The sequence below is a fragment of the Stenotrophomonas sp. BIGb0135 genome, assembly GCF_024810105.1.
Lineage (GTDB): Bacteria > Pseudomonadota > Gammaproteobacteria > Xanthomonadales > Xanthomonadaceae > Stenotrophomonas > Stenotrophomonas maltophilia_AB.
This window is the reverse complement of record NZ_JANUDX010000003.1, coordinates 96,882-109,261: the sequence shown is the minus strand read 5'-3', so window position 1 is coordinate 109,261 and position 12,380 is coordinate 96,882. Positions and strand designations below refer to the sequence as shown.

Sequence of the window (12,380 nt, the reverse complement as noted above, 5' to 3'; positions counted from 1 at the left end):
ATGTCAGTGGACCGTATCGATGCCTGTTTTGCCCGCCTGCGCGCTTCCCGGCGCAAGGCGCTGATTCCCTTCATCACCGCCGGCGATCCGGGCCTGGATGCGACCGTGCCGGTGATGCATGCGCTGGCGGCGGCCGGTGCCGACGTGATCGAACTCGGCGTGCCGTTCTCCGACCCGATGGCCGATGGCCCCACCATCCAGCGCAGCTCCGAGCGCGCGTTGGCGCGCGGGGCAGGGCTGCGCTACGTCTTGGAAACGGTGGCCGCGTTCCGCCGCGACGATGCCACCACCCCGGTCGTGCTGATGGGCTACCTGAACCCGGTCGAGATCCACGGCACCGCGCGCTTCGCCGAGGCGGCCATCGCCGCCGGCTTGGACGGGGTGCTGCTGGTCGACCTGCCGCCCGAGGAAGCCGCCGAAACCCGCGATATCTTCACCGCCGCGGGGCTGGCGCTGATCCTGCTGGCCTCGCCGACGACCGCCGATGCGCGCCTGGACACCCTGTCGACGATGGCCCAGGGCTACCTCTACTACGTCAGCTTCGCCGGCGTGACCGGTGCCTCCGAGCGCCTGGACAGTGGCGCGGCCAGCACGCGCCTGCGTGACCTGCGCCGCCGCTCGACGGTGCCGGTGGTAGCCGGTTTCGGCATCAAAGACGCGGCCAGTGCCGCGGCGATGGCGGTCGAGGCCGATGGCGTGGTGGTCGGCAGCGCGCTGGTGGCGGCCCTGGGCGAGGCCACCGATGCTGCCGATGCCGCGCGGATCGCGGCGGGTTTCCTCACGCCACTGCGACACGCGCTCGACGCCGCCTGAATCACCCAAACGTACGTACCAGAATGGTTTGCGCCAGCCCCCCGGCAACCGCCGGGGGGTGCCCGAGCATGGAAACGGTGAGCTAGACTGTCCGCCTTTGCGGCCCCCGGGCCGCCCTGAACGGAAGTAGCATCCCGCATGAGTTGGCTCAGCAAGTTGATGCCGTCTGGCATCCGCACCGACAACGTCCCCAGCAAGAAGCGCAGCGTCCCCGAGGGCCTGTGGGAGAAGTGCAGCAACTGCGGCAGCGCGCTGTACGGTCCTGAGCTGGAAGAGAACCTGGAAGTCTGTCCCAAGTGTGGCCACCACATGGCCATCCGCGCCCGCGCCCGCCTGGCCTCGCTGTTCGATGCGGACAGCACCACCGAGATCGCCGCGCGCCTGGGACCGACGGACCTGCTCAAGTTCAAGGACCAGAAGAAATACAGCGAGCGCATCAAGGCCTCGCAGAAGAACACCGGCGAGTACGACGCACTGATCGCCATGCAGGGCCTGCTCAAGGGGCGCCCGCTGGTGGCCTCGGCCTTCGACTTCGCCTTCATGGGTGGCTCGATGGGCTCGGTGGTCGGCGAGCGTTTCTCGCTGGCCGCTGAGAAGGCCCTGGACATCGGCGCTCCCTACGTGTGCTTCTCCGCCAGTGGCGGCGCACGCATGCAGGAAGGCCTGTTCTCGCTGATGCAGATGGCCAAGACCTCGGCCGCGCTCGGCAAGCTGCGCGAAGCGGGCCTGCCCTACATCTCGGTGTTGACCCACCCGACCACCGGGGGCGTGTCGGCATCGTTCGCGATGCTGGGCGACATCAACATCGCCGAACCGCAGGCGCTGATCGGCTTCGCCGGCCCGCGCGTGATCGAACAGACCGTGCGCGAGAAGCTGCCGGAAGGCTTCCAACGCTCCGAGTTCCTGCTTGAGCACGGTGCCATCGACCAGATCTGCGACCGCCGCGAGATGCGCGAGCGCCTGGCCGACCTGCTGGCCCTCCTGGGCCGCCAGCCGGCACCGGTCGCGGACGAGGCGGCCTGATGGGGGGGCGCAAGTACTTCGGCACCGACGGCATCCGCGGTCGGGTCGGGCAGGGCGTGATCTCGGCTGACTTCGTGCTGCGCCTGGGCAATGCGCTCGGCCGCGTGCTGACCGAACGCAACGGCCACCGTCCCGGGCACCGCCCGGTGGTGGTGATCGGCAAGGACACGCGCATTTCCGGTTACATGTTCGAAGCCGCGCTGGAGGCCGGCCTGGTTGCCGGCGGCGTGGACGTGCAGCTGCTCGGCCCGATGCCGACCCCGGCCGTGGCGTTCCTCACCCGCACCCTCGGTGCCGACGCCGGCATCGTCATCAGCGCCTCGCACAACCCGCACTACGACAACGGCATCAAGTTCTTCTCCGCCGATGGCGAGAAGCTCGACGATGCCACCGAGCTGGCGCTGGAAGCGGCGCTGGACGGGGCGTTCACCACCGCCGAGTCCGACCGGCTCGGCAAGGCGATGCGCGCGCGCGATGCCGTCGGCCGCTACATCGAGTTCTGCAAGGCCAGCGTGCCGCGCGCCTTCGACCTGCGTGGGCTGAAGATCGTGCTGGACTGCGCGCACGGGGCCACCTACCACATCGCACCGCTGCTGTTCCGCGAGCTGGGGGCGGAGGTGGTCACCATCGGCGCCGAACCCAACGGCGTCAACATCAACGATGGCGTCGGCTCGATGCACATCGACAACCTCGCCGCGAAGGTGCGCGAGGTGGGGGCAGACCTGGGCATCGCCTTCGACGGCGACGGCGACCGCGTGCTGATGGCCGACGACCAGGGCAATCCGGTCGACGGCGACGACCTGCTGTACGTGCTGGCCTCGTCCTGGCAGCGCAATGGCCGCCTGCGCGGCCCGGTGGTGGGCACGCTGATGACCAACTTCGGCCTGGAACAGGCGCTGGAGCGCATCGGCCTGCCGTTCGTGCGCAGCAACGTCGGCGACCGCTACGTGCACCAGGCGCTGGTCGAAGGTGGCGGCGTGCTCGGTGGCGAAGCCTCCGGCCACCTGCTGTGCCTGGACCGCGCCACCACGGGCGATGCCATCGTGAGCGCGCTGCAGGTGCTGGAAGTGCTGCGCCGTGAGGGCCACAGCCTGCGCCAGTCGCTGCAAGGCCTGCACAAGGTGCCGCAGAAGACGGTCAACGTGCGCCTCGGCGATGTGTCGGCCAAGGCCACGGTGCAGGCGGAGACGGTGCAGGCGGCGCTGGTTGCCGCCCAGCAGGCCGTGCAGGGCCGCGGCCGCGCGTTCCTGCGCCCGTCCGGGACCGAGCCGGTGGTGCGTGTCACCGTTGAAGCCGACACGGCCGAGCTGATGCAGTCCACGCTGGACAATCTGTCCAGCGCGGTCAAGGCAGCCGCTGCCGCCTGACGCGCGTCCGGCATGACGGTCGGTGTACCGACCAACGAAAACGCCCCGGGTTTCCGGGGCGTTTTCTGTTGCGGGCTGGCGCGCATGGAGACGCCGGCGTTGCCGGCCTACGGCCCCGGCACCATCTTCTTCTGCCTGGCCTTGAAGCGATTGAACAGCGGCCCGATCAGCGGGTGGTAGCTCCAGGCGATGCGCTTGCGCAGCCAGCTGGCCGGACGGTTGCGGATGGCGAAACGATAGATGTGTTCCGGATCGCCGCCCACCACGTTGCGCCCGAACGGATGCGTCGTATGCAGGTAGCGGAAGCCCTGCGCGCGCGCGACCGGCAGATAATCCTCGTCGAAATCGCCGTAGGGCCAGCACAGCGTGTCCGAGACCTCGCCCAGCTGCTGCTGCAGTATCAGGCGCGCCATCGACAGATCGCGGGTAATGCCCTCGCGCTTCTGCTCGCGGCTGATGTCCTGCTTCATCCAGCGCGTATGCGTGTGCGTGTGGCAATGCACTTCGAACGTGCCGGCGGCGATCATCTCGCGCGCTTCGCTCCAGCGCATCATCACATCATCGGCGCGGCCCTCGCGCAGGATCGCCGCCTCGCAGCCGCGGTGGTCCGGCGTTTCCGGCAGGGTGGCACCGGCCTGGCCGGCATGCGGCCGCGCGGGGCCTTCGCCCATCCAGCCGGTCACCACGAACACCACCGCATGCATGCCGTATTTCTGCAGGATCGGATGCGCGTACACCCAGTTGTCCAGGTAGCCGTCATCGAAGGTGATCACGATCGACCTGCGCGGTACCGGCTTGCCGGCCAGGAAGTCGGCGTACTGCGCCAGGGTCAGCGAGGTCCAGCCGTTGCGGGCCAGCCACGCGATCTGGCTCTCGAAATTCTCCGGCGACACCGTGATCATGCCCGGCGAGGGGCTGACGTGGTGGTGCATCAATACCGGCACGGATCTAGCGTTGGCCATGGCCCAGTTCCTTCAACCACTGGTGGTAGTAGTGTTCGGTCGCTTCGGTATGCCCCGACGGGGTGAAGCGTTGGGCGGTGCGCATCCATTCCCAGCCGGCACGGCCCATGCGCTGGCGCTGCTCGGGGTTCTCGACCAGGGTCTGCAGTGCGTGGCTGAGCGCGTCCCGATCGCCGAGCGGGGCGAGCATAGCATTGCTGCCTTCGAGCACCATCTCCGGTACCCCGCCCACGCGCGTGGCCACGATCGGCACGCCCACGTGGGCCGCTTCCAGGAACACCGTGCCGGCCGCTTCCTTGTGCGTGGCCAGCGCGAAGATATCGAACGCGGCCATCAACCGGCACGCGCCCAGGCGGAAGCCGAGCAGGTGCACCTGCGCTTCCAGGCCGAGCTCGCGGCGCAACGCCACCAGCCTGTCCATCATCGGCTGGCCATCGCCCACGATCACCAGCTGCAGGTTGGAGTGCTGGCGGCAGAGCGGGGCGATCGCGTGCAGCAGGTCGATATGGCCCTTGGGCTCGCGCAACACCGCCACGCAGCCGACCACGATCTGCGCCGCATCAAAACCGAGCTCGCGGCGCACCTCCGCGCGGGTGTCCTGCACGCATTGCCAGGGATCCTCGGCGTCGATCTGCGACCACTGCGGCGGCACCGCGATCGGCGGCACGATGCCGATGCGGCCATCGTCCACCCCGCGCGACACCAGCAACTGCTTGACGTAGCTGCTGACGGTCATCACCCGGTGCGGCAGGCCGGTGTAGGTGAGCAGCGAATTGATGGGGCTCATCAAGTGGCGCGAGCGCACGACCAGGCGCGCGCCCCCCAGGCGTGCACCCGCGGCGGCGATCAGGCTGTCGCGGCGGCTGGTGGTGTTGACCACGTCGAATCCATGGCGGGCCACCAGCTGTTTGACCGACCAGATGCCCCGCACCAGCCGCAGCAACCCGCCCATTTTCAGGTAATGCACGGTGAAGCCGGCTTCGCGCGCGGTCTCGCCCAGGCGGGCCCCGGGCTGGCACAGCAGGGACACGTCGTGACCGCGGTCGCGCATGGCCAGCATGTGGCGATAGATATAGATCTCCTGGCCGCCGAATCCCTTGGCGGCCTCGGTGTGCAGGATCTTCAGCGGCGCGAACGCCGCCGGGGCATTCACCGCTGACCTGTCCAGGACCGGCGTGGCGCGCCGGGGTACGGGCGCGGCGGTCACCGTGCCATGCGCCGTGAGCGCGTGGTTCGGGGACAGGGAAGGGGCGGGAACGCTGGGGTGGAAAGCATCCATGGAGCGGCTCGGGTGGCGCAGGAGGGCAGGGGACGTGGCGGCGGCTGCGTCGGCGACCCGTCCAATCGAGGCGGGCGGCGCATTGTATCGGTTTGTATCTTTGTATCGGCAGTGCCGGTGGTCGGATCTGGCACAATGTTCAGCCGGGCCACAGTGGTGGCCCGCGACCCATCCGAACTAGCCAGGAACCGCTGTGAGCCAGATCCCGACCCTCGATATCACCCGTTTCGATAGTGACCGCGACGCGTTCGTCGCCGAACTGGGCGCGGCCTACCGCGAATGGGGATTCGCGGGCATCCGCAACCACGGCATCCCGCAGGCCGACATCGACGCCGCCTACGAGGTCTTCAAGGCCTTCTTCGCGCTGCCGGAGGAGACCAAGCGCAAGTATCACGTGCCGGGCAGTGGCGGTGCGCGCGGCTACACGGCATTCGGGGTGGAGACGGCCAAGGGCTCGCAGCACTTCGACCTGAAGGAGTTCTGGCACATCGGTCGCGAGATCCCGGATGACTCCAAGTACCGGGACGTGATGGCGCCGAACCTGTGGCCGAGCGAGGTCCCGGGCTTCCGTGAGCGCGGCTACGGCCTGTACCAGGCGCTGGACCAGTTGGGCTCGCGGGTGCTGTCGGCATTGGCCCTTCACATCGGCCTGCCGGAAGACTTCTTCGCCGACAAGACCAACAACGGCAATTCGATCCTGCGCCCGATCCACTACCCGCCGATCACCGCGGAGAACATCCCGAACGTGCGCGCCGGCGCGCATGGGGACATCAACTTCATCACGCTGCTGGTGGGGGCGAGCGCGGCCGGGCTGGAAGTGCAGGCGCACGATGGCAAGTGGGTGCCGTTCACGTCGGACGCGGACACGATCGTGGTCAACATCGGCGACATGCTGCAGCGCCTGACCAACCATGTGTACCCGTCGACCATCCACCGCGTGGTCAACCCCCCGGGTGAGCAGGCGCGCCAGCCGCGCTATTCGGTGCCGTTCTTCCTGCACCCGAACCCGGATTATCTGATCGACGTGCTGCCGACCTGCATCACCCCGGAAAACCCGAGCCGCTACCCGGAGCCGATCACGGCCCACGGTTTCCTGGAAGAGCGCCTGCGCGAGATCAAGCTGAAGTAAGCGATCCGTCGGGACAAACGAGAGGGCCGCCGCAAGGCGGCCTTCTTCATTCCGCGCCGTGCCGGCTTCTGGCTGGCTCCAGGCACTGCTGCCCTGGCTGCATTCGGCTATTCGCTGCCCCGTGCAGGGCGAGCACTGCCATGCCCAGCCGGGACGCGCCGTAAATCCGTCCCTGGTGGCTCGACGGGCGCCATCCTTGGCGCCCGACGGTCCCGCCTGTCATCGCAGCGCTCGCCCCCGGCAGATTGCCTCGGCGGAGGGCAGGGCAGATTCAGTGCCGCCCCGCTGCTTCGTCGCCGTCCCATGCAGGCCGACACATTGTCAGAGGGCGGGCGTGGGTGGGTTGGCGGGGCCGTTATGCGCCATGGATGGCGCATAACGAGCCCCATGGGTGAGAGCGCATTGCTTGCGAGGCACTGGCTCGCATGCGTTCGAACGCACAGCCGCCAGCGGCTGGGCCGGGCCGCGGAGCGGGGTTCACGGCGTGTCCCGCCAACCCACCCATGCTCGCCCAGCCCGGGGACGTCCCCTGCTGCCGTTGCCGTTGCTTTTGACTCGAGCCCGCAGCGAAAAATAAATATCCAATTGAAATGTAAGCGTTTTCCCACCAACGCCATTTCGTTTCATCCGTTATCATGGGCGGCTGATACCAATGGAGCACCGCCATGCGCCGCAAGATCGTCGCCGGTAACTGGAAGCTGCACGGCAGCCGCCAATTCGCCACGGACCTGGTCAGCGACCTGGTTGCCAGCCTCCCGTGTGACGGCGTCGACGTGGTGATCCTGCCCCCGTTGCCCTACCTGGGCGAGCTGGTCGAGGCCTTCGAGGGCCGCGCCATCGCTTTCGGCTCGCAGGACGTCAGCTCCAATGAAAAGGGCGCCTACACCGGCGAAGTCTCCGCCGCGATGCTGGCCGAAGTCGGCGCCCGCTATGGCCTGGTCGGGCACTCCGAACGTCGCCAGTACCACGCTGAAAGCAGTGAGCTGGTCGCCCGCAAGTTCGCCGCCGCCCTGCATGCCGGGCTGGTGCCGGTCCTGTGCGTGGGTGAGACCCTCGAGCAGCGCGAGGCGGGCCAGACCGAGCAGGTCATCGCCGGCCAGCTCGCTCCGGTCCTCGATCTGGTCGGCCCGGCCGGCTTCCAGCATGCGGTTGTCGCCTATGAGCCGGTCTGGGCGATCGGCACCGGTCGCACCGCCTCCAAGGAGCAGGCCCAGCAGGTCCATGCGTTCATCCGTGGCGAAGTGGCCAAGCTCGATGCTAGAATCGCTGATTCGTTGCCGATCCTGTACGGCGGCAGCGTGAAGCCCGACAACGCAGGGGAACTGTTCGCGCAGCCCGATGTCGATGGTGGGCTGGTGGGCGGCGCCTCGTTGGTAGCCGCGGACTTCCTGGCCATCGTCGATGCGGCGGCCGGGCGCTGATTCGTAATGTTGCCGGCTGACCGCCGGCACGACATGTCCGAGGACGGATTCGAAATGCTGATGTTGATCCTCAATGTGGTCTACGTGCTGGTGGCGGTCGCCATGATCGCGCTCATCCTGATGCAGCGTGGTTCCGGTGCGGCCGCAGGGTCGGGTTTCGGCGCCGGCGCCTCGGGGACCGTGTTCGGCGCGCGTGGCGCGTCCAACTTCCTGTCCAAGTCGACCAAGTGGCTGGCCGTGGTGTTCTTCGGCATCAGCCTCTTCATGGCCTGGTACGCCAGCCATGGTTCGCGTCCGGCCAGCGGCCAGGACCTCGGCCTGATGTCGGCTCCGGCCGCATCCGCGCCGGCCGCCCCGGCAGGTGAGCTGCCGGCCGTGCCAAAGGCCCCGGAAACCGCTGTCCAGCAGCCGGTTCCGCCGGCAACTGTGCCGGCTCAGGCGGAAACTCCGAAATCTGGTGAAGAAAAGCCTTCGGAAGGCACCCAGACTCGCTGAAGACGGTTACAATATGCGGCGCACTGAGGGAATCCGATAGGAACCCCCTTGCTGCGAACGTAAGCCCAGGTGGCGGAATTGGTAGACGCACTACCTTGAGGTGGTAGCGACGAGAGTCGTAGGGGTTCGAGTCCCCTCTTGGGCACCATTTTGTTTGTAAGCGGGTTCGTCTGGCGCGCAAAGCGCCAGGTAGCGGTATCCGTCCACTCCCCCATGCCAAAGCGCCTGCAGGCGCAGCGGCAGAGGCAAGAGAGAATCGCTGTGCTGGCCGAATATTTGCCGTCTCTGCTGTTTCTGATCGTTGCCACCGGTATCGGCGTATCGCTGATGCTGGTCGGCCGATTCCTCGGTCCACGACGTCCTGATCTGAAAAAGCTCTCGCCGTACGAATGCGGCTTCGAGGCTTTCGAGGACGCGCGCATGAAGTTCGATGTGCGCTACTACCTGATCGCGATCCAGTTCATCGTATTTGACTTGGAAATCATCTTCATCGTGCCGTGGACCCAGGTCTTCATGGAACTGGGCGCACGTTCGCTGGTCACGATGGGCCTCTTCGTAGGCATGCTTTTCCTCGGTTTCATTTACGTCTGGAAGAAGGGAGCGCTGGAATGGGAGTGATTCAGACGCTCGACGGCCTGATGAACAACCCGGTCCCGGAAGGGCGGGTCGACGACATCCTGCGCCCCGAGGGCGACAACCCGCTGCTGGAAAAGGGTTACCTGACCACCAGCGTCGACGCCCTGCTGAACTGGGCGCGTACCGGGTCGATGTGGCCGATGACCTTCGGCCTGGCCTGCTGCGCCGTCGAAATGATGCATGCCGGTGCCGCGCGCCTGGACCTTGACCGCTACGGCGTGGTGTTCCGCCCGTCGCCGCGTCAGTCCGACGTGATGATCGTGGCCGGCACCCTGGTCAACAAGATGGCCCCGGCGCTGCGCAAGGTCTACGACCAGATGCCGGACCCGAAGTGGGTCATCTCCATGGGCAGCTGCGCCAACGGTGGCGGCTACTACCACTACTCCTATGCAGTGGTTCGTGGCTGTGACCGCGTGGTGCCGGTGGACGTTTACGTCCCGGGCTGCCCGCCAACCGCCGAAGCGCTGGTGTACGGGATCCTGCAGTTGCAGAAGAAGATCTGGCGTACGCAGACCATCGCCCGCTGACCTCCCTCCTGACTAGAGCACGCCAAGCCCCCATGGCAGAGCAAGCACCTTCCTTCATCGACCGACTCTCCGCACGTTTTGCTGGTGCGCAGGTCTTCGTGGTCGAACCCCGCGGCGAAGTGACGCTGGAAGTGCCCGCCGCTGACTGGCATGCCACCGCTGTGGCGCTGCGCGACGAATTCGGTTTCGAGCAGGCCGTGGACCTCTGTGGCCTGGACTACCTCGGTTACGGCAGCGACGAATGGGACACGGCCGATGTGTCGTCCCAGGGCTTCAGCCGTGGCGTCGAGGGCAAGTCCGTCGGCCGTTTCGCGTGGGGCGAGTTCCCCACCCGTGAAACCAGCGACGGCGCCCAGCCGCAGCCGATCCCGCTGCAGCGTTTCGCCGTGGTCGCCCAGCTGCGTTCCTACCAGCACAACCTCACCATGCGCATCCGCTGCTTCGCGCCGAACGAGGAACTGCCGGTGGTCGCCTCGCTGACCGACGTGTGGCCGGGCCTGAACTGGTTCGAGCGCGAGGCGTTCGACCTGTATGGCGTGATCTTCGAAGGCCATCCGGACCTGCGCCGGATCCTCACCGATTACGGCTTCGTCGGCCACCCGTTCCGCAAGGATTTCCCGCTGATCGGCAACGTCGAAGTGCGCTACGACGAAGAGAAGAAGCGCGTGATCTACGAGCCGGTCACCTCGGTGGAGCCGCGTGTCGGCGTGCCGCGCGTGATCCGTGACGATGCCCGTTTCCAGACCGCTGCCGGCGAAAGCGCGCAGTCGGAGGCAGTAAAGTGAGTGCTGATCTGAGCAAGCGTGAACCCCAGGCCCACCAGGCCTTTGCGAGCAACCCGGCCGAACTGCGCCAGGAAATCCGCAACTACACCATGAACTTCGGCCCGCAGCATCCGGCCGCGCACGGTGTGCTGCGCCTGATCCTGGAAATGGACGGCGAAACCATCGTGCGTGCCGACCCCCACGTGGGCCTGCTGCACCGGGGTACCGAGAAGCTGGCCGAATCCAAGCCGTTCAACCAGTCGATCGGTTACATGGATCGCCTGGATTACGTGTCGATGATGTGCAACGAGCACGCCTACGTGCGCGCGATCGAAACCCTGATGGGGATCGAGGCGCCGGAGCGTGCGCAGTACATCCGCACCATGTTCGACGAAATCACCCGCATCCTGAACCACCTGATGTGGCTCGGGTCCAACGCGCTCGATCTGGGTGCGATGGCGGTCATGCTGTATGCCTTCCGCGAGCGCGAAGAGCTGATGGACTGCTATGAAGCGGTCTCCGGCGCACGCATGCACGCGGCGTACTACCGTCCGGGCGGCGTCTACCGCGACCTGCCGGACCGCATGCCCAAGTACAAGGAATCGCGCTGGCACAAGGGTAATGCCCTGAAGAACCTCAACGCCTCGCGCGAAGGTTCGCTGCTGGACTTCCTGGAGAACTTCACCGTCGAGTTCCCCAAGCGTGTCGACGAGTACGAAACCCTGCTCACCGACAACCGCATCTGGAAGCAACGTACCGTCGGCATCGGCGTGGTCACCCCGGAACTGGCCCATGCCTGGGGCATGACCGGCGTGATGCTGCGCGGCTCGGGCGTTGCCTGGGACCTGCGCAAGAAGCAGCCGTACGCCAAGTACGACGCGGTCGATTTCGACATTCCGCTCGGCAAGGAAGGCGACTGCTACGATCGTTACCTGGTCCGCGTGGCCGAGATGCGCGAATCCAACCGCATCATCAAGCAGTGCGTCACCTGGCTCAAGGCCAACCCCGGCCCGGTCATGGTCAAGAACTTCAAGGTCGCTCCGCCCAGCCGCGAGGACATGAAGGACGACATGGAAGCGCTGATCCATCACTTCAAGCTGTTCAGTGAAGGCTACTGCGTCCCGGTCGGCGAAACCTACGCCGCCGTCGAAGCGCCCAAGGGCGAGTTCGGCTGCTACCTGATGTCCGATGGCGCCAACAAGCCGTTCCGCGTGCACCTGCGCGCGCCGGGCTTTGCCCATCTGTCCTCGATCGACTCGATCGTGCGCGGGCACATGCTCGCCGACGTGGTGGCCATGATCGGCACCTACGATCTGGTGTTCGGCGAGGTCGACCGGTGATCCGGCCCGCATGCACGATGCCTGACACCCGCCGGCTGTTGCCGGCGCTGCAGGTTCTGGTTTTTAACGATTTCGTATTCGCTGAGGTCGGCCGATGAAGGCGACAGGTAATTTCGAGGCGGCGCGCGACGTCGACCCGATGGTGGTCTTGAACGACAAGACCCGTGCGCACATCGATCATTGGCTGGCCAAGTTCCCGCCGGATCGCAAGCGCTCGGCTGTCCTGCAGGGCCTGCACGCCGCACAGGAACAGAACGCAGGCTGGCTGACCGACGAGTTGATCGCCGGCGTCGCCAAGTACCTGGACCTGCCGCCGGTATGGGCCTACGAAGTGGCCAGCTTCTACTCGATGTTCGAGCTGGAGAAGGTCGGCCGCCACAACGTCGCCTTCTGCACCAACATCAGCTGCTGGTTGAACGGTGCCGAGGACCTGGTCGCGCACGCCGAGAAGAAGCTCGGCTGCAAGACCGGCCAGTCCACCGCCGACGGCCGCATCTACCTCAAGCGTGAAGAAGAATGCCTGGCCGGTTGCGCCGGTGCGCCGATGATGGTCATCAATGGCCATTACCACGAGCGCCTGACCGTCGAGAAAGTCGACGAGCTGCTGGACGGGTTGGAGTAAGA

13 protein-coding genes and 1 tRNA gene are annotated in these 12,380 nt (G+C 66.6%); 12 read left to right on the top strand and 2 right to left on the bottom strand.

The genetic code is table 11. The annotated features are described in order from the left end of the window. From trpA to glmM, 3 genes are all read left to right on the top strand, one after another. Entirely contained in the window at window positions 1–813 is an 813-nt protein-coding gene (gene trpA, locus M2421_RS08320) for a tryptophan synthase subunit alpha (RefSeq protein ID WP_259205621.1), read from the top strand. A 138-nt stretch (window positions 814–951) separates the two neighbouring features. Next, window positions 952–1,836 (top strand): acetyl-CoA carboxylase, carboxyltransferase subunit beta, encoded by an 885-nt coding sequence (gene accD / locus M2421_RS08315; protein ID WP_259205613.1) that lies wholly within the window; start codon window positions 952–954, stop codon window positions 1,834–1,836. Further along, complete coding sequence (gene glmM / locus M2421_RS08310) at window positions 1,836–3,203, top strand: phosphoglucosamine mutase (protein ID WP_259205603.1); 1,368 nt, start codon at window positions 1,836–1,838, stop codon at window positions 3,201–3,203. Before accD ends, glmM begins: the two co-directional genes overlap by 1 nt. A 107-nt stretch (window positions 3,204–3,310) precedes the next feature. On the opposite strand, the gene M2421_RS08305 is transcribed toward glmM, so the two are convergent. Together M2421_RS08305 and M2421_RS08300 are read right to left on the bottom strand one after the other, a co-directional pair. Continuing rightward, window positions 3,311–4,165 carry a polysaccharide deacetylase family protein gene (locus M2421_RS08305; protein ID WP_259205599.1) on the bottom strand — a complete coding sequence of 285 codons (855 nt, stop codon included), beginning with the start codon at window positions 4,163–4,165 and terminating at the stop codon, window positions 3,311–3,313. Next, window positions 4,152–5,444 carry a glycosyltransferase family 4 protein gene (locus M2421_RS08300; RefSeq protein ID WP_259205597.1) on the bottom strand — a complete coding sequence of 431 codons (1,293 nt, stop codon included), beginning with the start codon at window positions 5,442–5,444 and terminating at the stop codon, window positions 4,152–4,154. Before M2421_RS08300 ends, M2421_RS08305 begins: the two co-directional genes overlap by 14 nt. A 193-nt stretch (window positions 5,445–5,637) precedes the next feature. Here M2421_RS08300 and M2421_RS08295 point away from each other — a divergent pair, with 193 nt between their 5' ends. From M2421_RS08295 to nuoE, 9 genes are all read left to right on the top strand, one after another. Continuing rightward, window positions 5,638–6,573 (top strand): 2-oxoglutarate and iron-dependent oxygenase domain-containing protein, encoded by a 936-nt coding sequence (locus tag M2421_RS08295; RefSeq protein WP_259205595.1) that lies wholly within the window; start codon window positions 5,638–5,640, stop codon window positions 6,571–6,573. Window positions 6,574–7,238: 665 nt separating this feature from the next. Beyond that, complete coding sequence (tpiA, locus tag M2421_RS08290) at window positions 7,239–7,994, top strand: triose-phosphate isomerase (RefSeq protein WP_259205593.1); 756 nt, start codon at window positions 7,239–7,241, stop codon at window positions 7,992–7,994. A gap of 54 nt (window positions 7,995–8,048) precedes the next feature. Beyond that, on the top strand, window positions 8,049–8,489 hold the full coding sequence (secG, locus tag M2421_RS08285; protein ID WP_259206511.1) for a preprotein translocase subunit SecG: 441 nt from the start codon (window positions 8,049–8,051) through the stop codon (window positions 8,487–8,489). Window positions 8,490–8,552: 63 nt separating this feature from the next. Continuing rightward, window positions 8,553–8,637 (top strand) — tRNA-Leu (locus M2421_RS08280). A 113-nt stretch (window positions 8,638–8,750) separates the two neighbouring features. Beyond that, entirely contained in the window at window positions 8,751–9,107 is a 357-nt protein-coding gene (locus M2421_RS08275) for an NADH-quinone oxidoreductase subunit A (protein WP_038691968.1), read from the top strand. Next, complete coding sequence (locus M2421_RS08270; RefSeq protein ID WP_259205588.1) at window positions 9,098–9,652, top strand: NADH-quinone oxidoreductase subunit B; 555 nt, start codon at window positions 9,098–9,100, stop codon at window positions 9,650–9,652. Before M2421_RS08275 ends, M2421_RS08270 begins: the two co-directional genes overlap by 10 nt. A gap of 32 nt (window positions 9,653–9,684) precedes the next feature. After that, window positions 9,685–10,437, top strand: a complete 753-nt coding sequence (locus tag M2421_RS08265) for an NADH-quinone oxidoreductase subunit C (protein WP_259205586.1) — start codon at window positions 9,685–9,687, stop codon at window positions 10,435–10,437. Between the two features lie 89 nt (window positions 10,438–10,526). Beyond that, complete coding sequence (locus M2421_RS08260) at window positions 10,527–11,756, top strand: NADH-quinone oxidoreductase subunit D (RefSeq protein ID WP_259206509.1); 1,230 nt, start codon at window positions 10,527–10,529, stop codon at window positions 11,754–11,756. A 94-nt stretch (window positions 11,757–11,850) separates the two neighbouring features. Then, window positions 11,851–12,378 (top strand): NADH-quinone oxidoreductase subunit NuoE, encoded by a 528-nt coding sequence (nuoE, locus tag M2421_RS08255; protein WP_121038421.1) that lies wholly within the window; start codon window positions 11,851–11,853, stop codon window positions 12,376–12,378. Window positions 12,379–12,380: the final 2 nt, after the last annotated feature.

Excerpts from the sequence above, each read along its gene's own strand:
- trpA (WP_259205621.1), top strand. The coding sequence starts at position 1 with ATGTCAGTGGACCGTATCGATGCCTGTTTTGCCCGCCTGCGCGCTTCC.
- accD (WP_259205613.1), top strand. The coding sequence starts at position 952 with ATGAGTTGGCTCAGCAAGTTGATGCCGTCTGGCATCCGCACCGACAAC.
- glmM (WP_259205603.1), top strand. The coding sequence starts at position 1,836 with ATGGGGGGGCGCAAGTACTTCGGCACCGACGGCATCCGCGGTCGGGTC.
- M2421_RS08305 (WP_259205599.1), bottom strand. The coding sequence starts at position 4,165 with ATGGCCAACGCTAGATCCGTGCCGGTATTGATGCACCACCACGTCAGC.
- M2421_RS08300 (WP_259205597.1), bottom strand. The coding sequence starts at position 5,444 with ATGGATGCTTTCCACCCCAGCGTTCCCGCCCCTTCCCTGTCCCCGAAC.
- tpiA (WP_259205593.1), top strand. The coding sequence starts at position 7,239 with ATGCGCCGCAAGATCGTCGCCGGTAACTGGAAGCTGCACGGCAGCCGC.
- secG (WP_259206511.1), top strand. The coding sequence starts at position 8,049 with ATGCTGATGTTGATCCTCAATGTGGTCTACGTGCTGGTGGCGGTCGCC.
- M2421_RS08270 (WP_259205588.1), top strand. The coding sequence starts at position 9,098 with ATGGGAGTGATTCAGACGCTCGACGGCCTGATGAACAACCCGGTCCCG.
- M2421_RS08265 (WP_259205586.1), top strand. The coding sequence starts at position 9,685 with ATGGCAGAGCAAGCACCTTCCTTCATCGACCGACTCTCCGCACGTTTT.
- M2421_RS08260 (WP_259206509.1), top strand. The coding sequence starts at position 10,527 with ATGAACTTCGGCCCGCAGCATCCGGCCGCGCACGGTGTGCTGCGCCTG.
- nuoE (WP_121038421.1), top strand. The coding sequence starts at position 11,851 with ATGAAGGCGACAGGTAATTTCGAGGCGGCGCGCGACGTCGACCCGATG.